The sequence below is a fragment of the Streptomyces sp. NPDC027189 genome, from assembly GCF_055566975.1.
The window spans coordinates 1-20938 of the sequence record NZ_JBVHRI010000047.1 but is presented as its reverse complement, the minus strand read 5'-3'; the positions used below and the strand labels follow the sequence as shown (position 1 = coordinate 20938).

Sequence of the window (20938 nt, the reverse complement as noted above, 5' to 3'; positions counted from 1 at the left end):
TCCGGGAGTTCGCCGACTCAGACCGGCTTCCCATGCGGGCGCGGCACCGCCCCGTCGTGCGGCTGTTCCGCGTCGGATCCGCACATCTCGCCGTTCAGCTCCTCGACCAGCTTGGTCAGGTCGGTCGGACGGTCCGGGCCCCACCAGTCGCCGAGCAGCTCGGCCAGGGACTCCTCGCGAGCCTTGGCGAGTTTGTCGGCGGCCTCGCGGCCCTGCTCTGTCAGCACGAGGTCGAGTCCTTCGCGCAGCGCGAGCCCGCGCTCCTCGACCTGCCGGGCGGCGGCGAGGACGACGCTCAGCGGAACAGTGCTGCGCTCGGCCAGCTCCGCGGGCTCGGCCCACCCGTACTTCTTGATCCGCAGCAGCAGCCAGCTCGCTGCGGGCAGCAGGTCCAGGCCCGCCCGCACGGTGATCTTCTCGTAGATCTGGCGCCGCCCCTCCCGGGTACCGAGCACGGACAGCGCACGGCACACCTCGTCGTACGACGACCGCTGAACCGGATTGGTGGCGAGCGTCTCGGTGACGTCCGGTGCCGTGACGGACCCTCGCAGCTTGTCCTCGCGCAGGAACCAGGCCAGTACGAAGCCGAGCACGGCGACCGGGGCGGCGTACAGGAAGACATCCGTGATGGACGACGCGTACGCGTGCAGCACCGGCTGCCGCAGCGTGGACGGCAGCTCGGCGATGCCCTTCGGGTCGGCCTTGAGGGAGTTCGGGGTGATGCCCGCGGGGAGCGGCTGCCCGCTGAGCACGGCCGTCAGATTGCCGCCGAGGCGACTCGCGAAGACCGTGCCGAAGATCGCGACGCCGAACGAGGCGCCGATGGAGCGGAAGAAGGTCGCGCCCGAGGTGGCGACGCCCAGATCCTCGTACGACACCGCGTTCTGCACGATCAGGACCAGCACCTGCATGACCAGGCCGAGCCCCAGACCGAAGACGAAGAAGTACGAACTCATCTCGCCGGTGCTGCTGCTCTCGTCGAGCTGGTGGAGCAGCAGCAGACCGATGGCCGTGACCCCGGTGCCCACGATGGGGAACACCTTCCACCGGCCGGTACGGCTGACGATCTGTCCGGAGACCGTGGACGACAGCAGCAGACCGAACACCATCGGCAGCATGTGCACACCGGACAGGGTGGGCGACACGCCCTGGACGACCTGGAGGAAGGTCGGCAGATAGGTCATCGCGCCGAACATCGCGAAGCCGACGATGAAGCTGATGACGGCGGAGAGCGTGAAAGTGCGAATGCGGAAGAGTTTGAGCGGCAGGACGGGTTCGGCCGCCCGCTGCTCGACCACGACGAACGCCACGGCCAGCACCACGCCCAGCACGACGAGGCCGATGATCTGGGCCGATCCCCAGCCCCAGGTGGTGCCGCCGAGCGAGGCCACCAGGATCAGGCAGGTGGCGACCGCGGCGATGAGGAACGTGCCGAGGTAGTCGATGACGTGCTGCGCGGACTTCCTGGGGATGTGCAGGACCGTCGCGATCACGGCGAGCGCGACGATGCCGACGGGCAGGTTGATGTAGAACACCCAGCGCCAGCTGAGATGCTCGGTGAAGAGCCCGCCGAGCAGCGGCCCGAGCACGCTGGTCGCGCCGAAGACGGCGCCGAACAGCCCCTGGTACTTCCCCCGTTCACGCGGCGGGACGAGGTCGCCGACGATCGCCATCGACAGCACCAGCAGCCCACCGCCGCCGAGGCCTTGCAGCGCCCGGAAGCCGATGAGCTGGGGCATGTTCTGCGCCATGCCGCACAGCGCGGAGCCGATCAGGAAGATCACGATCGCCGTCTGGAACAGCTTCTTCCGGCCGTACTGGTCGCCGAGCTTGCCCCACAGCGGTGTCGCCGCGGTCGACGCGAGCAGGTACGCGGTGACCACCCAGGACAGGTGCTCCAGACCGCCGAGGTCGCTGACGATGGTCGGCAGCGCGGTCGACACGATCGTCTGGTCCAGCGCGGCGAGCAGCATGCCCAGCAGGAGCGCGCCGATCGAGACGAAGACGCTGCCGTGCACGCTGTCGCGGGCGTCGGCGGCGGCCGCCGTGCGCCGCCGTACGGCCGACTCGTTCACGCCGGCCGGCCGGTCCGCGTCGCGCGTTTCGGTCGACTCGTCCGCGCCGTGCGCATCCCCGGTCATGCGGCCTCCCTGAGCACCGAGGGTCCCGGTCACCTCCATCCTGATCGGTGTGACCGGTTATGGCCTGTTGAGTCCCGCGGAGGCCAGGATTCCGGGGGACTCCTGGAGATTGCGTGTGGGACATCCGGATAATCTTTGGAGTTCTCCAGGGGGGAGGGACCCACGCGTGACTGAACCGAACGGGCATGTCTGCCCCGAGTGCACGGCACCCCGCACGCCGGACGGCACTCCGTCCTGCGCCTGCACGCAACGGGCGTCCGACGCGCTGCGCGACGCCCGCACGGCGGAGGCGGCTGCGGCGGAGGACTTCGATCCATTGCGGATTCGGCCCTATGTGGAGCTGGGGGCGGGGGGCTCCGCGGGGGGAGCGGAGCCCGCCGCGTCGGGCGAGACCGGGGTTCCGGAGGGGACTGGGGCGGCGGGAGCCGTCGCTCCGAAGGCAGCCGTAGCACCGGACGGCGTCGAGGAAGGCCTCGGGTCCGCGTCCGGGGCCGGGTCCGCATCCGGGGCCGGGTCCGCGTCCGGGGCTGGGGCCGCGTCCGGGGCTGGGGCCGGGGCCGGGTCCGCATCCGGGGCCGGGTCCGCGTCCGGGGCCGGGTCCGCGTCCGGGGCTGGGGCCGGGTCCGCGTCCGGGGCTGGGGCCGGGTCCGCGTCCGGGGCTGGGGCCGGGTCCGCGTCGGACTCCGCCTCCGCGCCCACGATGCGGCTCGCTGCCGTACCGTCCGACGCGACCGTGCGGCTGGGCGCGGTGCCGTCCGAGCCGCGTGCCGCCGATGTGCACCTCTTCCAGGAGCAGTCCCCGGAGCCCGGTCCGCCGGCCGTCCCGGACGAGCGGTCCGTGCCCCGGCGTCGGCGGCGTACCGCTGTGCTGGGCGTCGCGGGAGCCGTTGTGGCCGTCGTCGCGGCGGCGGGGATCGCGAGCGGGCTGTTCTCGTACGACACTCCCGCGCGGGACGGGGCGTTGCCGGAGGATGTACGGGCGAGCGTGCCGGAGGTGTCGTCCGCGACGGCCTCGGCGGCGCCGTCGGAGAGCGCGTCGTCCACGGCGCCCGCGCAGGCCGTCCCCGCTCCGTCGCACAGCGCGAGCCCATCGCCCTCGGCGTCCCGGTCGAGCGCGTCGGCGACGCCGTCCCGGTCGGCCACGCCGACGCAGACGCCGACGACCGCGAACGCGACGGGTTCGGTGGAGCCCACGCGCGACGGTTCGGACGAACGCCGTGTGCAGACCCTGCGGCGCGGCGACAAGGGCCCCGACGTCACCGAACTCCAACTGCGCCTACGCCAGTTGTCCCTCTACACGGGCAACGACGACGGCAAGTACGACAACCAGGTCGAGGACGCCGTGCGCCGCTACCAGTGGGCGCGGGGCATCACGGACGACGAGCAGGGTGTGTACGGCGGGGCCACCCGAACAAGCCTGGAGTCGGAGACGACGGAGCCGTGAGCGACGGCCGCGCCGCTTCGCCCACGCCCGGTGGGCAGGTCGGGGCCGCGCCGGTACATCCGCCCCGTCGCCGGCGGCAGATCGCTTGGGCTTCATGGTCCTGCCTGTTGGCAACCACGTAAGCGACGGGGCATGTGATGTACCGGCACGGCCCCTTCCGTGCGTCGGCGGGTGCGGGTGCGTGGTGGCATGCGTCGGCGAGTGCAGGTGGGTGCGACCGGCGAGCGTCGGCGGGTGCATGGTGGCACGCGTCGGCGGCTGCGGGTGCGTCCCACCCACTCCGCGAGCCCCTTCACATACCGGCCGGCACGCCTCGACCAACTCACCCACCCGCTCCCGTCCCCACCCGCCCGGTCGGCTCCATCCCCCGGCCGGGGCTTGATCTTTCAGCCCGTCCGGCGTTTGAGGACGAGGCCGTCAAGGCCGAAGCGGGGGTCTGGCGGCGGCAGCCCCCAGGTACGGGACGGGTAGGGGCGGAGGGGGCGAGCAAACTCACGGTCCCCCCAGAAGACCTCAGCCTTCGATGTACAGCCGGATCAAGCCGCCCCCGGCGGACTCCACCCGCACCTGCGTAAGGTCGCGGACGAGGACGTCCGGCCGATGGAAGCCCGCCCGAGGCCCGACCCCGACGACCCGCATACCGGCAGCCCGCCCCGCCGCGATCCCCGCCCCGGAGTCCTCGAAGACGACACACTCCTCGGGCGCGACACCCAGCTCGGCGGCCCCCTTCAGAAACCCCTCGGGATCCGGCTTGCTCGCGCCGACGGACTCGGCCGTGACACGCACGTCGGGAAGTCCGAGCCCGGCGGCAGCCATCCGCGCGCTGGACAGGGCCACATCCGCGGAAGTCACAAGGGCGTGCGGCACTCCCGCAAGGGAGGCCAGGAACTCCGCGGCACCCGGAATCGCGACGACGCCGTCCATGTCGGCGGTCTCCTCGGCGAGCATCCGCGCATTGTCGGCGTGGTTCTGCTCCATCGGCCGATCCGGCAGCAGCACCGCCATCGAGGCATATCCCTGCCTGCCGTGGACGACCTTCATGACCTCGTCCCCGTCCAGCCCGTGCCGATCGGCCCAGCGGCGCCAGCAGCGCTCGACGACGACGTCGGAATTGACGAGGGTGCCGTCCATGTCGAGCAGGAGGGCGCGGGCGGTCAGAACGGTGGTGGCCGTCATCGGCATGCTCCAAGGCGCGGGAAAGGGGGCCAAGGCGTGGCCCCCGGGACAAGGCGGCCCCGCCCGCCGGTCAGGGAGTGCGGGCGGGAGCCACTTTGTTCCTCCACGATACAAAAAGAGACCCCCACGGCGCCACCACCCCTGACCTGCGCTTCAGCCGACCCAACCCCGACGGCCACCCTCACGCCACCACGAGGACGCCACCTCGACCCCGTACGGACACCGAGAGGACCGAGCTCCCCCACCCGCACCCGCGAACGCACGGGAGGGGCCGTGCCGGTACATCGAATGCCCGTCGCTCACGTTCGGATCCGGAAACGGCTCCTGGCAGGCCAACCGCTGATCCACCGGCGACGGGCGGAGGTACCGGCACGGCCCCGAGCCACTACCGACGGACAGCGCCGACACACCTACCGGCGGACAGCGTCAACACACATCGGCCCCCGCAGGCCTCAGGCGCGAGACCTCAGGCCGCGACAGCCTCGTACAGACTCCACACACCCAGCCCCAGCATCAGCACCGCCGCCACCTTGGTGATCAGCTGCAGCGGCACCCGCTTCATCAGCGCCTTGCCCCCGACGATGCCGAGCCCGGCGACCGCCCACAGCGCGAGGACCGCACCGAGGCCGACGGAGAGCGGGTCGTCGTAGCGGGCCGCGAGGTTCGCCGTCATGATCTGGGTGAGGTCGCCGAACTCGGCGACCAGGATGAGCATGAAGCCCGCCCCCGAGACCTTCCAGAAGCTCTGGTTCTCGGGCTTGCGAATCTCCCCCTCGTCCTCGTCCTTCTTCATCAGCAGGACCGCCGCCCCGCCGAGGAACAGGACGCCGGTCAGCGCGTGCACGATCTGCTGCGGCAGCAGCGTCAGCACGCTGCCCGCCGCGACGGCGAGCGCGACATGGAGGGCGAAGGCGGCGGCGACACCGGCGAAGACGTACGAGGCGCGGTAGCGCGTGCCGAGGACGAGGCCGGCGAGCGCGGTCTTGTCCGGCAGCTCGGCGAGGAAGACGACGCCGAAGACGAGCGCCATCACACTGAAGCTGATCAAAATTCCTCAATCGGTCGGGCTGCCCCACCGAGAGTGCTGTGACTGCGCTGCGACACTTCGGCACGGCAGCACACAGCGGCACCCGCACCGGGGGGCGCGGGCAGGAGCACCCACGCCGAACGAAAGACACGGCACGGGCAGTGCACTGCTTGCCGAAGGTCTCGCTGGCCGGCCCCTCGAACGAGGCCTGCCTCCGGGCGCCGGCTCAGACGAGCTGAGCAGTATGTCGACGGTCCGGCGAAGAGCTACTCCCCTTCTGCGCCATCCATCGTACGGGATGCCCGGACGGGCGCTGTAGGGCCTTTGGTCCCGCCAGGGCTCAGCAGCCCGCTCACGCCGCGAAACCCTTCGCACCGACCGAACGTTCTTGTCGCAAGCATTGCTATGACATGAACACGACACTAGTTTCTTACCCGAACCACACCTTCCGGAAATCCGCCGCCGCAAGCATGTGCTCGCTCGCCCCCAACGCCCCCCCACTCCAAGGGAGTTCGCCATGCCAAAGGTCTACGCGCGTCGACGGCTGAGCATACTCGCAGCCGTGACCGGCCTGATAGCCATGGCCGGGATTTTCAACGGCCCGACCGCCTCCGCCGCGCTGCCCACCCCGGTCAGCGGCGCCACCGCCCGCAGCTACCTCGCCTCGCTCACCGTGGCGACCGAGAACCGCACCGGCTACAGCCGCGACTTGTTCCCGACCTGGATCACCATCAGCGGCACGTGCAACACCCGTGAGTACATCCTCAAGCGCGACGGTTCGAATGTCGTCACCGACTCCGCCTGCGTGGCCACGAGCGGCAGTTGGTACTCCCCCTACGACGGCGCCACCTGGTCCGCGGCCTCCGACGTCGACATCGACCACCTCGTCCCGCTCGCCGAGGCCTGGGACTCGGGCGCCGGCAAGTGGACCACCTCCCAGCGTCAGGCCTTCGCCAACGACGTGACCCGTCCGCAGCTCCTCGCCGTCACGGACAATGTGAACCAGTCCAAGGGCGACCAGGACCCGGCCACCTGGATGCCGTCGCGCACCGCTTACCGCTGCACATACGTCCGCGCCTGGGTGCAGGTGAAGTACTACTACAACCTCTCGGTCGACTCCGCCGAGAAGAGCGCGCTCACGAGCTACCTCTCCGGCTGCTGATCCAGTTCCCCGGAAACAGCCGCTGATCCACCGGGTTCCGCCGGAACCTCGCCACTGACCTCCGTCGTTCCGTACCGTACGGGGCGACGGAGGAGGGTGATCACCATGGCGGAGCTGCGTCTGGGACCGCTGCTGAGGTACGTCGACGGCTCGTCCGCGACCTTCTGGGTCGAGGCGAGCCGTCCGTGCGTCGCCGAGGTGCGATGCGCCGACGGCGCCCGCGGTGCGGCACGTACCTTTCAAGTCGCGGGCCACCACTACGCGTTGGTGCCAGTGACAGGTCTGACTCCGGGCACGGTCTCGTCGTACGAGGTGCTGCTGGACGGGAACCCCGTCTGGCCGCTGCCCGGCTCCCCGTTCCCGCCCTCGGCCGTCCGCACCCCCGGCGAGGACGCCGCCGTCCGCGTCACCTTCGGCTCCTGCCGCTGGGCCGCGCCGCCCGCGGACGAGAAGGACCCGGTGGGTCCGGACGCGCTGGACACCCTTGCCGCCCGCATCGCCTCGGACCCCGACGGTGAACGCCCCGACGTACTGCTGCTGTTGGGCGACCAGGTGTACGCGGACGAGGTCTCCAAGGCCACCCGCCGGTGGATCGCCGCGCGGCGCGGTCTCGCCGACCCGCCGGGCAACCAGGTCGCGGACTACGAGGAGTACACCCGGCTCTACTACGAATCGTGGCTCGACCCCGAGATCCGCTGGCTCCTCTCCACCGTCCCGAGCTGCATGATCTTCGACGACCACGACGTCATCGACGACTGGAACACCAGCGCCGCCTGGCTCGCCGACATGCATGCCACCCCGTGGTGGCGCGAGCGGCTGCTGAGCGGCCTGATGTCGTACTGGGTCCATCAGCACCTCGGCAACCTCTCCCCGCGCGAGCTCTCCGACGACCTGCTGTACGCCGCCGTGCGCGAAACCCCCGACGGCACCGATGTGCTGCGCGCCTTCGCCGCCCAGGCCGACACCGACCCCGCCTCCGTCCGCTGGAGCTACCGCCGCGACTTCGGCCGCACCCGCGTCCTCATGCTCGACACCCGCGGGGCCCGCGTCCTGGAGGAGCACAACCGCGCGATGCTCGATCCGGGTGAGGCGGAGTGGCTGCGGGAGCAGGCGCTGGACGCCCCCGGCTCGTACGACCACCTCCTCATCGGCACCTCCCTCCCCTGGCTGCTGCCGCCTCTCGTCCACCACGCCGAGGCGTGGAACGCCGCGCTGTGCCGGGGCGAACGGGGCGCGCGCTGGGCGCGGTTCGGGGAGGATCTGCGCCGGCGGGCCGACCTGGAGCACTGGGCCGCGTTCCCGGAGTCGTTCGAAGCGCTGACGGCGCTGATCGCCGAGGCCGGGTCGGGGACGGACGCACCGGCCACCGTGTGCGTGCTGTCCGGCGATGTGCATCACGCGTATGTCGCCGAGCCCTCATGGCCCGGCGCCGGGCCCGACGCCCGGGTTCTCCAACTGACCTGCTCCCCCGTCCACAACTCCATCCCGCTCTCCATACGACTCGGCTTCCGCTTCGGATGGAGCGGACTGGGGCGGACCCTCGGCCACCGGTTCGCCCGGCACGGCGGATGCGCGCACCCGCCAGTCGACTGGCGCAAGAGCGGCGGGCCCTGGTTCGGCAATCAGTTGATGACCCTGACGCTGCGCGGGCGTTCCGCGTCGCTCCGGCTCGAACAGGCGCGGCCCGTACGGGGTGAGGGTCCGCGGCTGAGGACGGTGGAGGAGTCGGCACTCACCCCGTAATAAGCCCATTGCATACGGTTGTTGCGTGCGTTGTCCGTGATGCTCGTGACGCATCCCACACCCGGCGCCGATCATCCGCTCCAGGGCTCGGCTCCCGCACCGTACGACGGCATGATGAGGCGGACCGTCCGCTTCCAGCGGGCGGTCTGCTGCCATGACCGTCCGCTTCCGGCGGATGGTTTGCCGCCCATGCGCCCCACACGCCCGGGAGTCACACCCTTGTCTGCCGCACCCTCCCCCGAGTTCTCGGCTGCGCTCGAACAGGGGGGACCCCCGTCGCCCTCCGGGACCACTGATGTCTCCGTCGCCCTTGTCGGCGCGGGTCCGCGCGGCACCAGTGTTCTGGAGCGGCTGTGCGCCTCCGCGCCCGAGCTCCTCGCGCCGGGCACGCGGCTGACGGTGCATGTCGTCGATCCGGCCCCGCCCGGGCCCGGCCGCGTCTGGCGCACCGAACAGTCCCCGCATCTGCTGATGAACACGGTGGCCTCGCAGGTGACCCTCTTCACCGACGAGAGCGTGGACTGCTCGGGGCCGATATGTCCGGGGCCGAGCCTGCACGCCTGGGCGGGCGGCGAACTGGGCCCCGACGACTATCCGACCCGCGCCGAGTACGGCCGTTACCTGCAGTGGGTTTTCGGCGAGGTGGTGGGCGGGGCGCCCGCCGCGGTGCGCGTCGAGGTGCACGCCGCCCGCGCGATACGGCTCGCCGACGCGCCCGACGGCCGCCAGACACTCGACCTCTCCACCGGCCGCACCCTGTCGGACCTCGCCGCCGTGGTCCTCGCGCAGGGCCATCTGCCGGTGCTCGCGGACCCCGCGCAGCGGCTCCTGGCCGCGTACGCCGAGCGGCACGGCCTGCGGCACATTCCCCCCGCCAACCCGGCCGACGTCGACCTGTCGCCCCTCGCCCCCGGCGAACCGGTGCTGCTGCGCGGCCTGGGCCTCAACTTCTTCGACCACATGGCCCTGCTGACCACGGGCCGCGGCGGCCGCTTCGTCCGGACCCACGCGGGCTTGCGCTATCTGCCCTCGGGCGACGAACCCCGGCTGTACGCCGGCTCGCGGCGCGGCATCCCGTACCAGGCGCGCGGCGACAACGCGAAGGGCCCGTACGGCCGCCACACCCCGCTCGTCCTCACCGACGAGATGATCTCCCGCTTCCGCAAACGCGCGGACTCCGGTGACGCGCCGGACTTCCTGCGCGAGATATGGCCGTTGGTCGCCAAGGAGGTGGAAACGGTCTATTACGAGGGTTTGTTGGGCAAGCCGCAGGGCCTGGACTTCCGGGACCGCTTCCTCGCCGTCCCGCACCGGAGCCCCCAAGAGGCCGATCTGCTCGACGAGTTCGGCATCGCCGCCGCCGAGCGCTGGTCCTGGGACCACCTGTCACGCCCGTACGCCGGACACACCTTCACCGGCCCCGAAGCCTGGCGGGAGTGGCTGCTCGGCCAGCTGCGCGAGGACGCCCGGCAGGCCGCGCTCGGAAATGTCGAAGGGCCCCTGAAAGCCGCCCTCGACGTGCTGCGCGATCTGCGCAACGAACTGCGCCAGATCGTGGACCACGGCGGGCTGTCGGGCGATTCGCGCCGGGCGCACCTGGACCGTTGGTATACGCCGCTCAACGCCTTCCTCTCCATCGGACCGCCCCGGCGGCGCGTCCAGGAGATGGCCGCGCTGATCGAGGCGGGCGTCCTGGACGTCCTCGGCCCGCGCCTCGACGTGCGGGCCGAGGACGGGGCGTGGCTCGCGCACTCTCCCGACGTGCCGGGTTCGGTCGTACGGACGACGACCCTCGTGGAGGCGCGACTACCGGAACCGGACCTGCGACGGACGGCCGACGAACTGCTCGCCCGGCTGCTGAAGACGGGGCAGTGCCGCCCGCACACCGTGGACGGTTACGAAACCGGAGGGCTGGACGTAACAGCGCGCCCCTACCGCCTGATCGACCGTCAAGGTCGTGCGCACGCACGGCGGTTCGCCTTCGGTGTGCCCACGGAGGGCGTGCACTGGGTGACCGCGGCCGGGGCCAGGCCAGGTGTGGATTCGGTCACGCTTTCGGATGCCGACGCGGTGGCGCGGGCCGTGCTACGTGCGGCGATGGCGCAAGCGGAACCGCAAGCGGAGGTGGGCCCATGGCCAAATGTTGAACTTGCAAGCATTGATTAGGTTCGCCTAACGTGGATGCCTCACTCGGTTCCGTCCCCAAGATCCGGTCCCCCTTGGACCAGACCAGACCGAAGGAGTCACCCCCCATGACCGGACGCCTCAACAGCGCCCAGCCCTACGCCATCGGCCTGTTCCGCACAGTCGTCGGCCTGCTCTTCGCCTGCCACGGCGCCGCCTCGCTCTTCGGCGTCCTCGGCGGCGCGATGGGCGGCGGCACCATCTCCGCCGGCACCTGGCCCGGCTGGTACGCGGCCGTGATCCAGCTGGTCGGCGGCACCCTGGTGCTGCTCGGCCTCGGCACCCGCGCCGCCGCGTTCATCTCCTCGGGCTCGATGGCCTACGCGTACTTCGACGTGCACCAGTCGGCAGCCCTGTGGCCGATCCAGAACGGCGGCGAACTCTCCGTGCTGTTCTGCTGGACCATGCTCCTGCTCGTCTTCACCGGATCCGGCGCGCTCGGCCTCGACCAGCTGCTCTCGGGCCGCACGGCCTCGGCCACCGAGGACAAGCGGGCCTCGGAGCCGGTCGCGGCCTGACCCCCTGCGCACATCGGCGCCCGCCTCCTCGAACCGGAGGCGGGCGCCTGCGCGTCGACAGCAGCCAGTGAACGTGATGTGACAGACACATGAGCCCCCCGTGGACCTCCTGTCACACCCGCCGCGTACGCTGTATGGCTGTTACAGGCCGCCCTGCCGCTCCCTGCGACGTCGCGGCGTGGTCGTGCCTACGGGGGATTTCAGGGGAGTGTTTCAGTGCTGGAGAGCGTGGGGTCGCTGACGGGCAGCCCATGGATCTACGCGGCGGTGGCCGTGTCCGTTCTACTTGATGTGTTCCTGCCGGTCCTGCCGAGCGGTGTGCTGGTGATCACGGCGGCCACGGCCGCGGCGGGCTCGGCCACCGGCGCCGTCCCGCACGCCGTGCCCGACATCCTGATGCTCACCCTCTGCGCGGCCACGGCCTCCGTCCTCGGCGACCTGGTGGCATACCGCCTGGCCTGGCGCGGCGGCGAACGTCTGGACCGTGCCATCGCCCGCTCCCGCCGCCTGACCAGCGCGCAGGAACGTCTCGGCGTGGCCCTCTCGCGCGGCGGCGGCGTCCTGGTCGTCATCGCCCGCTTCGCCCCGGCCGGCCGCTCGGTCGTCTCGCTCGGCGCCGGCGCGGCCCACCGCCGGGTCCGCGAGTTCCTGCCCTGGTCCATACTCGCGGGCCTGGCCTGGGCCGGGTACAGCGTCGCCCTCGGCTACTTCGGCGGTCAGTGGCTGGGCGCGACCTGGCTCGCCACGGGGGTGTCCTTCGCGGCGTTGTTCGCCGCGGGCGCCGGGGCGGCGTATCTGATGCGCCGCCCCGCACCACAGGAGTCGGGCACGGGCGCCTGACCTATCCGGCGCGCTGAGCCGCCGCGCCGCGTACCTCCAGGCCGCCCAACAGCTCGGCCGTCGCCGCCGCGACCGCCTCGACCGCGTGGTCGAAGACCTCACGGTTGTGGGCGGCCGGGGCGCGGAAGCCGGACACCTTGCGGACATACTGAAGGGCGGCGGCTCGGATCTCCTCCTCGGTGGCCTCTTCGGGGAGCACGGGCGGGCGGAGGGTCTTGATGCTGCGGCACATACGTACAGTCTCGCGCAGACCTCGGGAATACCGTCGAGCGCTCCACAGATTGTGCAGAGCATGACCCCTGTGGAGATCACCTACATCGGCGGCCCCACGGCCGTCATCGCGCTCCGCGGCGTACGACTGCTCACCGACCCCACCTTCGACGCTCCCGGCGAGTACCCCATCGGCGCGCGCAAGCTGGTGAAGACGGCCGGACCCGCGCTCCCGGCCGCGGAGCTCGGTGCGGTCGACGCCGTACTGCTCTCGCACGACCAGCACCCGGACAACCTCGACGCGTCCGGGCGCACATATCTCGCGGGCGCCCCGCTGACCCTGTCGACCGCATCGGCGTACGACCGTATCGGCGCGCCCGTGCGGGCCGTGCCGTCCTGGGAGCACGTCGAACTGCCGCGCCCCGACGGCGGTCTGCTGCGGGTGACCGCCGTGCCCGCGCAGCATGGCCCTGACGGCTCGGAGCCGCTCGTGGGCGAGGTCACCGGCTTCGTACTGTCCGGAGACGGGCTGCCCAAGGTGTACGTGAGCGGCGACAACGCGTCCCTGGACGTCGTACGGGACATCGCCGGCCGCGAGGGCCCGTTCGACGTGGCCGTGCTGTTCGCGGGCGCGGCGCGCACCCCGCTGGTGCCGGACGCCCCGCTGACCCTGACGAGCGAGGACGCGGCGCGGGCGGCCGTGATCCTCGGCGCCCGCCATGTCGTGCCGCTGCACTTCGAGCACTGGGGCCACTTCACACAGGACGGCGCCACACTGACGAAGGCGTTCGCGGAGGCCGGACTCACGGACCGGCTGCATCTGCTGGAGCCCGGGGCTTCCGTACCACTCCCCTGACAACACCCAAGCATTTCCTGGGGGTTGGGCAAGCTTCCCCGAGGATTGACTCGGGCGTCCAGCGCTTGTGATCATCGCCGGGGCCCTCACTCGGGCCCCGGTGGAGAGAGGCGAGGATTCATGGCGAATGACCGGCTCACAGTGGCGGTTCTGGGCCCGGGCGGGGTCGGCGGTCTGCTCGCGGCGCTTCTGGCGCGCGCGGAGCACCGGGTGATCTGCCTGGCCGGGGACGAGACCGCGCGGGTGCTGGCCGCGGACGGAATCCGCGTACGCAGCGCGCACTTCGGCGACTTCACGGCGCGCGTGGAGGCGGACACCGAGCTGCGCGAGCCCGTCGACGCGTGCCTGATCGCGGTCAAGGCCACGGCGCTCGACGCGGCCTTGGAGCGCGTCCCGGCGAAGGCGCTGGGCGACGCCGGCCTGGTCGTGCCGCTCCTGAACGGCGTCGAACACCCGGCGTTCCTGCGCGACCGCTACCGCCCCGAGCAGGTGGCACCCGCGGTGATCCGCGTCGAGTCGACTCGCCTCGCCCCGGGCCTGATCGAGCACGGCAGCCCCTTCGCGGACATCGACCTGACCGGCGACACCGTGCCACGCGCACGGCTCGACGCGCTCGCCGGAGCCCTGGAGTGGGCCGGTGCGCGCGTCCGGATCCAGGACGACGAGGCGGCGACGCTGTGGGCGAAGATGTCGTTCCTCGCGCCGCTCGCACTGCTGACGACTCGCTACGGGGTGTCCCTGGGCGACGTACGCACGCTCCACCGCGAGGAGTTGGTGGCCCTGGTGGAGGAGATCGCGGCTGTCAGCCGGGCAAGCAGCGCCCCCGTAGACCCGGCGGCCACCCTCGCCCGCTACGACGCCTTCCCCGCCGCGATGAAGTCCTCTATGCAACGCGACGCCGAAGCCGGCCGCGCGCTCGAACTGGACGCGATCGGCGGCGCGTTGCTGCGCGCGGCCGCGCGGGGCGGGGTGCCAGTGCCGGTGGCGACAAGGCTGGTGAGCGAGCTGACATCGTCCAGCCTGCCCGGCGCTTGAGAAGCGCGGGGTGGGGGCGCAGCGCCCCGTCAGGGGCGCGGGGAACACCACGACCAGCGCCCCGTCAGGGGCGCGGGGAACTGCGCGACCAGCCCCCACCCACCCGCAACCGATGAACAACCCAGCGGGGTCTGGGGCGCAGCCCCAGTGGACGGGAATGGGTAGGGGCGGCGGGGGCGACTACACGGTCCTCAGCCCCGTACGACGGTGACGTCGATGTCGATGTCGAGCTCGGACCCGCAGTGCCGCGTGACCGTGTCGGCGAAGGCGCGGGCCGGGGGCGACAGTGCGTCCCACTGGCGCGCGGCCCAGCCGGCCGTGAGAGGTGGCAGGGCCGGGAGGGGGATGAAGCGGAGGCCGGGGTGGCCGGGGCCGAGCCAGCCGGGCAGCGCGGGCACGACGGCGTGACCGAGGCCGAGTTCGGCGAGCAGGATCGCGGTGTCCCAGTCGGCGACACTGGTGTCGGAGGCGGCAGCCGGCACCCCCAACTCCCGGTAGGCGGCGTCGAGATGGGCCCGCGAGGTGGAGTTCTCGGGCAGCCCGATGAGCCGCATCCCGGCCAGCTCCGCCCCCTCGACGCACTCGCGCCCCGCGAGCTCGTCGTCGGCGCGCACCGCGAGCACCCAGGGCAGTTCGACGACGGCCCGCTGCTCGACCCCGCGCACGGGCGGCCCGAGGGTCACCCACGCGAGGTCGAGCCCGTGATCCCCGAGCGCCTCGAAACAACCGCGACTCGAACTCCCGGTCTGGAACTCCAGGCTCACCTGCGGATACCGCCGCCGGAAGTCGACCACGGCGTCCGCCATGAAATGCCGCACGGTGGCCCCGCCGGTGGCGATCCGCACCACCCCACCACCCCCGCGCACCATCTCGTCGAGCCGCCGCAGCGCGAGGTCGAGCCCGGATATGCCCTCGGCGGCGGCCCGCTCCAGCACCCGCCCGGCGCGTGTCGGCACGACACCCCGGGCCTGCCGCTCCACGAGCCCGACCCCGACCTCCCGCTCCAGCCGCCGTACATGCTGGCTCACCGCGGACTGGGTACAGCCGAGCTCCCGGGCCACGGCACTGAGACTGCCGGCCCGGCAGACGGCGACGAAAACACGCAGATCATCCAGGGTCACGAGGCCCCAAACTATCGGGAGCGGCCCGGGACCCTCACCTCAGATGCGGGTCTTGGCCAGCAGCTCGACGATCTCCGCGGTGGTCCCGGTCTCGCCGAGCCGAGGGAAGATCCGCTCGACGCTGTTGCGGTGCGTCACTTCGTCGATGTCGGACATGGCGTCGGTGGCCAGGGTGACGTGGTAGCCGTGTTCGTGGGCGGCGCGGGCGCTGGACTCGACGCCGATGCTGGTCGCGATGCCGGCCAGCACGATCTGGGTGATTCCGCGGCGGCGCAGCTGCAGGTCGAGGTCGGTGCCGTAGAAGGCGCCCCAGTTCCGCTTGGTGACGGTGATGTCCTCGGGGTGCCCGGCGAGTTCGTCGACGATGACGTCCCAGCCCTCCGGCCAGCTGCGGGAGCGGCTGCCGCCGTCGATGCGGCCGGGCGCGGCGTCCGATCCGTCGGCGGCCGCGGTGACCCGTACGAGGACGACCGGGAGGCCGTGCTCGCGGAAGGCGTCGGCGAGTCGGCCCGCGCGGGCCACGACCTCGGCGGCGGTGTACGGGGCGAGGCGCCGGTTCCCGACGATGCCGTTCTGGAGGTCGATGACGACGAGGGCGGTACGGGGGTCGAGCGTGCTGAGAGCCATGGTCAGGCCTTTCCGGGGGTTCGGGATGCGAGGTGGGGGAGGGAACGGTCGAGGAGGGTGGCCGCAAGGAGCAGGACGGCTGCGGCGAGCATGAGGAGGGCCAGGTCGTGCAGGCCGCCGGTGTCGGCGCCGTGCGGGAAGAACGCCGCGGTGGCGGCGGAGGCGGCCATCGCGCCGAGGTACATGAAGGTGCGCAGCAGTCCGGCCGCGGAGCCCATCCGGGCGGGGTCGGCCTGCCGGTAGAGCGCGCTCTGATTGGCCAGGCCATTGAGGCCCTGCGGTACGCCCATGACGACACCGACGGCGGCGAGCAACCAGACAGCACTGCCGGAGTGCACCAGCAACAGCCCCGCGCACGCGGCGACTTGGACCAGACTTCCGACGACGAGCTTTCCGCGGATTGCCTCGCGCCGCCCGGTGACACCGGAGACGACCAGCGCACTCAGGGACAGCGGCAGCAGGACGACCCCGCGGCGGCGGCGTGCAGCCCGCGCCCCTCCTCCAGCCACTGTGTGAACCCGTACAGGAACGCGTACGCCGAGGTGAAGCTCAGGAGTTGGCGCAGAAAGGTGGCGAGGATGGGCAGGTTGCCGCCGAGCACCCGCAGGTCGATGAACGGCTCGGCGACCCGAAGTTCCCGCAGCGCGAAGCCGGTTGCCGCCGCGGCGGCGAGCAGGAGCAGATACCAGTGCGCGGCCCGCGGGTTCATCAGGAAGAGCATCAGCGAGACGAGCAGCCCGGCGAACAGCACCATGCCGACGAGGTCGACGTTCCTGCTCGTACCCGCCGCCCCTGAGCCTTTCTGCCTCTTCGACAGGCGTCGCGCCCCGAGGACCAGACAGGCGAGGGACAGCGGGATGTTGACGCTGAAGATGGTGCGCCAGCCGCCGACGCCGATCAGCAGTCCGCCGAGGGTGGGGCCGACGACGGCGACGGTCTGACCGGCGACGGCGAGCGCGGTCAGGACCCCGGCCGGGCTGTCGCGCCCGGTGCGCTCGGCCTCGCTCCGGGTGAGATGCATCGCCGCGGGATAGGCGGCCGAGGTGCCGAATCCGAGCAGCACCCGGGCGGCGACCAGGGCGCCCAGGGTGGGGGCGAGGGCGCCGAGGATCCCGGCGACCCCCACCAGTCCCGTACCGATGAGGTAGAGGCGCCGGGGTCCGTACATGTCGACCAGCCGTCCGATGACGGGCTGGCCTACGGCGGTGGCCAGGTAGAGCGCGGAGACCAGCCAGGCCGTCTCCCCGGGCGGGGCTCCGAAGGCGGCGCCGATCGGCACCAACGCCACCGCGATCATCGAGGAGTTGACCGGGTTCAGGACGGAGCCGAGGACCATCGGGGCGATCAGCCGCCGGTCGAAGCCGTCCCCGCGGGGGGTGCGCGCCGGCCGGACGGCTCTGGTGCGCGACGGCCGGGTGGCGCGCGTGCGTGAAGCCCTGGTGGCGCGGGTGGGTTTCGGCTTCGGTATCACGGCCGGGTGAGCCGTTCCAGTACGGCCATCGCCTCGATGACGGTCTGCCGCTCGGCCTCCGTGCAGCGGTCGTTCAGGGCCCGGGCCAGCCACTCCTGGCGAGCCTGCCGGGTGCCCTCGACCCGCTCGCGTCCGGCTTCGGTCAGCGTGACGAGTTGCCGTCGGCCGTCCCCCGGGTCCGGGCTGCGCGCGATCAGGCCGTGCTGGTCGAGCGCGGCGAGCGTGGCGGCCATGGACTGCGGCCGGACCCCCTCGGTCGCGGCCAGCCCGCTGGTCGTGGCGGCCCCGCTCTTGCTGAGCAGTGTCAGCGCGGACAACTGGGAGGGCGTGAGGTCCTCCGTCTCGGAGACTTCCCTGATCCGCCGCCGCAGCCGATTGAACGCGACCCGCAGATCGCGGGCGGCGCGGGCGGCGGACTCGGAGACCCCTGCGGCGTCCTCGGTGTTCTCGTCCCTGGCACCACGGCTCTCGTCCATGGCATCATGGTAAATCCTTCAGTCCAGACTGTCCAGTTTCAACTGCACAGTCTGGACTGCGCACGCCGGAACACCTGAGGCGGACGCCTTCACCTGCGGGGGCGCCCGTCCGGCCCACCCGTTCGCGTGAAGTCCCGGAAGGAACTCGCATCGCAAAATCGAACAGGCGTAGCATTGCCGCGTGGCTGCGACCTATGACTTTCCGAGTGACCTCCTGGCCGGTCAGGAGGAGCTGCATCAGGTCCGGGCCGAGCTGCTGGCCCTGCTGAAACGACTCCCCTGGTCCGTAGAGCCCCTGGACGGCTTCAGCGACTCGGGCGGCTGGCGCAAGGTGGAGCGCCCCGCCTCCCCCGGCTGGACCGCCGACGAACAGGCCGAGGTGGAGAAGCTCCGACAGCGGGAGCGCGAGCTCGCCGTGTTCGTGACCTGCCACCGCTTCTGGGCGGAGATCGCACCACCGGAGACGGTCGACGCCCGCATGAAGCTGAAGCACGCGCACGAGAACCCGGCCTGAAGGCGGTAGGGCACCCACGGACGGTCCAGCGAGAAGGCGCTCCGGCCCACACCCCCACATCCGGCCATCCCAACACCCCTGCATCGGAAAGCGCCGCAGCCCGCCCATTTGGTGCGCCTTCCGGACCGCACGTACGCCAATCTCCACGAGCCGGGAGCAGTTCGCCGCCCCCTGGATGCCGCCATGCCGATCCTGGACCTCCGCGCCTCCGAGCAGGTGATCGAAGTGGACGCATGGCAGTACTTCGACGCGATCACGGACGAGGCGAACGATGGTGCGCATCGTTTCCGCAGGCCGCGGGCGTGACACGCTCTGATCACGCTTGCGTCGCGGTTGGAACTTCGCACACATGACGACCTTGACTCGAAATCATCGTTAGGTGAGCCTTACCTAAGTCTTGTCTGTGCATGCCCTAGGAGTCGTCTGTGTCCGTGCTGCCCTCGGAGTCGTCCGCTTCCCCTCAGGCAGCGCCCACCCAGCGGCTGGGGCTCTACGACACCTGGTGGACGGTCGGAGCCGCCGCACTCGCCGCCTGCCTGGGCCTCTCGGCCTGCGCCTGGATATCCCTGCATCTGCAGGTGGATGCCGCCCTCCACACCGTGGCGCTCTTTGCCCACCTGGCCTCGCTCGTGCTCGGCTTCGGAGCTGTCCTGGTGGCCGACTACTACGCTCTCCTGTGTCTGACGGGCCGGTGCACCCTGCGCGATGCCCTGAACAGCACGAGCCGCCTCCACGTCCCCATCTGGACCGGCCTTGCCGGTCTCGTGGCCAGCGGCGTCATGCTCCACCCAGACCTTGGCTCCACCCTCACCCGCGTCAAGTTGGGGCTGGTACTCGTCCTCACCCTCAACGGCCTCCAGGCCGGGCTACTGAACAGGCGCATGACGCAGCAGGGCACTGCAGCGCTCGCCCCGCGCCTCCTCGTCCGGGGAGCCACGACAGCTCTGGTGTCTCAAGTCTGCTGGTGGGGTGCCGTAGTCATCGGATTCCGCAACAGTCAGCGCTGAGTCTGGCGTCGCGCACGGCGCTCTCGGTCGCACATGGCCTTACGCTCACGCGATGAACGCGGCGCAGACGGCGACGAACTACGGTCCGCCTCCACGTTGGCTGCTCCTGGTGCTCTTCGCCGCGTGGAGCGTTCTGCTTCTGCTTCGGCTTGGCCTTCGTACGGGACTACCGGGGCCTGTCGAGCCATATTGCGGCCGCTGCACGAGACGAGGACGCTCAGCGCATCATCAACAAGATCCTTGGATCGACAAGATCCTTGGGTGGATCTTCATGCTCTGCCTGCCGCCGCCCGACCGGTGGATACCGACCCCTGCCAACGAGTCCCAGGGGATCATCCTGGCCTCCTCGCCCCGCAGCCACCAGAACCTTGTCCCCCGGAAGTGACGCTCTGCACCGCCGAGCCGTGGGCGCCTTCGTCGGTTGCGGCGGTCGCGGATGAGCCGAGGCGCTCGCCGGATCCGCCGGGGTCTCGCTGCCCCTCGGCAACAGCGTGGTGCAGCATGCCGCTCAACCGCCAGACGACGGCGATTGTTGCCGCGGCGGCTCCGATGTGGAGACCGTCGCTGAGCATCACATGCCGCAGGGCCTGACGGGCGTCGCCCGCGGTTGCAGCCCGCTTCAGAGCCGAGTAGTCGCCCGTGGCCCAGGTGCCTGCGGCGAGTACGGTGAGCCACCACAGGGTGAGCAGAGGACTGCCGCGACGGCGCCGCATCGCCGGCTGGGCGGCAGCCCACAGGTCGTTGATGAACATCTTCGGTATGAACAGCTGTCCCAGTGGCACCAGCCACCCGAAGAACACCCAAGCACGGTGGCGGCGCTGCCCCTGGGGCCACACCGTGTCCGCGAGTGAGCGCATGCTGTCGAGCCAGAAGATGAACAGCAGCATGGTCGCGAAGAACGCCGCCTGCCACCACCCGGTCAGGTTCCCGAACCACATGTCGGCCCTGACCACCTCGCCTTCATCCGACAGCGTCAGCGGTGGTGTCAGTAGCACCTGGTACTTGTGCCAGCCTGCTGCCTCGGTCGCCACCGTCGTCAACGCGAAGCAGGCGAGCATGCCGCACGTCCATCGGGCGAGCCCGCCTGGCGACGCTGCTTTTCCACCCATTCCGTACCTCCGGGAGGCCCGCCTGTTCGGACTTTCCGCAGGTCGCGGGGGATCTTAACCACTGAGCCAAGCGGAAGTCACGGCCCCGCTCGCTGAGATTGACGTCCACTTCCACGATCTCCGGCACACCGGGAACGCGGCCTGCGGCGGCTGGATCTGCTTCGAGTTGCGCCGTGAGGCGTTGTGTTTCGTGTGGAGGTGAGAGACCTTCACCGCCGACCTGTCGTAGCAGGGGGGTGGAGCTGAGGGCAGCCTGATCCGGGTGATGCCGGGGAGG

At 71.3% G+C, this 20938-nt stretch carries 20 protein-coding genes and 1 pseudogene; 11 read left to right on the top strand and 10 right to left on the bottom strand.

What is annotated here, in order from left to right; all coding sequences use genetic code 11:
• Window positions 1–17: 17 nt before the first annotated feature.
• Window positions 18–2141, bottom strand: coding sequence for an MDR family MFS transporter (locus ACZ4RZ_RS47805; RefSeq protein ID WP_467753894.1), 2124 nt, complete (start codon window positions 2139–2141; stop codon window positions 18–20).
• 330 nt (window positions 2142–2471) lie between these two features.
• Window positions 2472–3335 carry a hypothetical protein gene (locus tag ACZ4RZ_RS47800; protein ID WP_467753892.1) on the bottom strand — a complete coding sequence of 288 codons (864 nt, stop codon included), beginning with the start codon at window positions 3333–3335 and terminating at the stop codon, window positions 2472–2474.
• On the opposite strand from ACZ4RZ_RS47800, the gene ACZ4RZ_RS47795 reads away from it, so the two are divergent.
• Entirely contained in the window at window positions 3325–3585 is a 261-nt protein-coding gene (locus ACZ4RZ_RS47795) for a peptidoglycan-binding domain-containing protein (protein ID WP_467753889.1), read from the top strand. The genes ACZ4RZ_RS47800 and ACZ4RZ_RS47795 overlap by 11 nt on opposite strands.
• A gap of 513 nt (window positions 3586–4098) precedes the next feature.
• On the opposite strand, the gene ACZ4RZ_RS47790 is transcribed toward ACZ4RZ_RS47795, so the two are convergent.
• The gene (locus tag ACZ4RZ_RS47790) at window positions 4099–4767 is read right to left on the bottom strand and encodes an HAD-IA family hydrolase (RefSeq protein WP_467753888.1); all 669 of its coding nucleotides are present in this window, start codon (window positions 4765–4767) and stop codon (window positions 4099–4101) included.
• 460 nt (window positions 4768–5227) lie between these two features.
• Window positions 5228–5809, bottom strand: coding sequence for a TMEM165/GDT1 family protein (locus ACZ4RZ_RS47785; RefSeq protein WP_467753887.1), 582 nt, complete (start codon window positions 5807–5809; stop codon window positions 5228–5230).
• Window positions 5810–6305: 496 nt separating this feature from the next.
• Here ACZ4RZ_RS47785 and ACZ4RZ_RS47780 point away from each other — a divergent pair, with 496 nt between their 5' ends.
• The 5 genes from ACZ4RZ_RS47780 (at window position 6306) to ACZ4RZ_RS47760 (ending at window position 12235) form a co-directional block, all read left to right on the top strand.
• Window positions 6306–6950 carry an HNH endonuclease family protein gene (locus tag ACZ4RZ_RS47780; RefSeq protein ID WP_467753885.1) on the top strand — a complete coding sequence of 215 codons (645 nt, stop codon included), beginning with the start codon at window positions 6306–6308 and terminating at the stop codon, window positions 6948–6950.
• A 105-nt stretch (window positions 6951–7055) separates the two neighbouring features.
• Complete coding sequence (locus ACZ4RZ_RS47775; protein ID WP_467753884.1) at window positions 7056–8693, top strand: alkaline phosphatase D family protein; 1638 nt, start codon at window positions 7056–7058, stop codon at window positions 8691–8693.
• A gap of 189 nt (window positions 8694–8882) precedes the next feature.
• Entirely contained in the window at window positions 8883–10859 is a 1977-nt protein-coding gene (locus ACZ4RZ_RS47770; RefSeq protein WP_467753882.1) for an FAD/NAD(P)-binding protein, read from the top strand.
• An 86-nt stretch (window positions 10860–10945) separates the two neighbouring features.
• On the top strand, window positions 10946–11395 hold the full coding sequence (locus tag ACZ4RZ_RS47765; RefSeq protein WP_467753881.1) for a DoxX family protein: 450 nt from the start codon (window positions 10946–10948) through the stop codon (window positions 11393–11395).
• A 216-nt stretch (window positions 11396–11611) separates the two neighbouring features.
• Entirely contained in the window at window positions 11612–12235 is a 624-nt protein-coding gene (locus tag ACZ4RZ_RS47760; RefSeq protein ID WP_467753880.1) for a DedA family protein, read from the top strand.
• 1 nt (window position 12236) lies between these two features.
• On the opposite strand, the gene ACZ4RZ_RS47755 is transcribed toward ACZ4RZ_RS47760, so the two are convergent.
• A complete protein-coding gene (locus ACZ4RZ_RS47755) occupies window positions 12237–12467 on the bottom strand; it encodes a DUF2277 domain-containing protein (RefSeq protein ID WP_467753879.1) in 231 nt (76 codons plus the stop codon).
• 60 nt (window positions 12468–12527) lie between these two features.
• Between ACZ4RZ_RS47755 and ACZ4RZ_RS47750 the strand changes: the two genes are divergently transcribed.
• Window positions 12528–13301 carry an MBL fold metallo-hydrolase gene (locus ACZ4RZ_RS47750; protein WP_467753878.1) on the top strand — a complete coding sequence of 258 codons (774 nt, stop codon included), beginning with the start codon at window positions 12528–12530 and terminating at the stop codon, window positions 13299–13301.
• Window positions 13302–13421: 120 nt separating this feature from the next.
• Window positions 13422–14336: a ketopantoate reductase family protein gene (locus tag ACZ4RZ_RS47745; RefSeq protein WP_467753877.1), complete on the top strand. Its 915-nt coding sequence runs from the start codon at window positions 13422–13424 to the stop codon at window positions 14334–14336.
• A 191-nt stretch (window positions 14337–14527) separates the two neighbouring features.
• Here the strand turns inward: ACZ4RZ_RS47745 and ACZ4RZ_RS47740 are convergent, their stop codons facing one another.
• The 4 genes and pseudogenes from ACZ4RZ_RS47740 to ACZ4RZ_RS47725 all read right to left on the bottom strand — a co-directional run bounded on the left by ACZ4RZ_RS47740 (window position 14528) and on the right by ACZ4RZ_RS47725 (window position 18031).
• Window positions 14528–15457 (bottom strand): LysR family transcriptional regulator, encoded by a 930-nt coding sequence (locus ACZ4RZ_RS47740; RefSeq protein WP_467753876.1) that lies wholly within the window; start codon window positions 15455–15457, stop codon window positions 14528–14530.
• Between the two features lie 39 nt (window positions 15458–15496).
• Window positions 15497–16084: a hydrolase gene (locus ACZ4RZ_RS47735; protein ID WP_467753875.1), complete on the bottom strand. Its 588-nt coding sequence runs from the start codon at window positions 16082–16084 to the stop codon at window positions 15497–15499.
• A 2-nt stretch (window positions 16085–16086) separates the two neighbouring features.
• A pseudogene (locus tag ACZ4RZ_RS47730) lies at window positions 16087–17420 on the bottom strand (MFS transporter).
• Window positions 17421–17551: 131 nt separating this feature from the next.
• Window positions 17552–18031: a MarR family winged helix-turn-helix transcriptional regulator gene (locus ACZ4RZ_RS47725; protein ID WP_467753874.1), complete on the bottom strand. Its 480-nt coding sequence runs from the start codon at window positions 18029–18031 to the stop codon at window positions 17552–17554.
• A 181-nt stretch (window positions 18032–18212) separates the two neighbouring features.
• Between ACZ4RZ_RS47725 and ACZ4RZ_RS47720 the strand changes: the two genes are divergently transcribed.
• The 3 genes from ACZ4RZ_RS47720 to ACZ4RZ_RS47710 all read left to right on the top strand — a co-directional run bounded on the left by ACZ4RZ_RS47720 (window position 18213) and on the right by ACZ4RZ_RS47710 (window position 19552).
• Window positions 18213–18545: a hypothetical protein gene (locus ACZ4RZ_RS47720; protein WP_467753873.1), complete on the top strand. Its 333-nt coding sequence runs from the start codon at window positions 18213–18215 to the stop codon at window positions 18543–18545.
• A gap of 183 nt (window positions 18546–18728) precedes the next feature.
• Window positions 18729–18851: a hypothetical protein gene (locus ACZ4RZ_RS47715; protein WP_467753872.1), complete on the top strand. Its 123-nt coding sequence runs from the start codon at window positions 18729–18731 to the stop codon at window positions 18849–18851.
• Between the two features lie 119 nt (window positions 18852–18970).
• On the top strand, window positions 18971–19552 hold the full coding sequence (locus tag ACZ4RZ_RS47710) for a hypothetical protein (RefSeq protein WP_467753871.1): 582 nt from the start codon (window positions 18971–18973) through the stop codon (window positions 19550–19552).
• Between the two features lie 332 nt (window positions 19553–19884).
• Here ACZ4RZ_RS47710 and ACZ4RZ_RS47705 read toward each other — a convergent pair whose 3' ends face one another.
• Window positions 19885–20610, bottom strand: coding sequence for a DUF4328 domain-containing protein (locus tag ACZ4RZ_RS47705; RefSeq protein WP_467753870.1), 726 nt, complete (start codon window positions 20608–20610; stop codon window positions 19885–19887).
• Window positions 20611–20938: the final 328 nt, after the last annotated feature.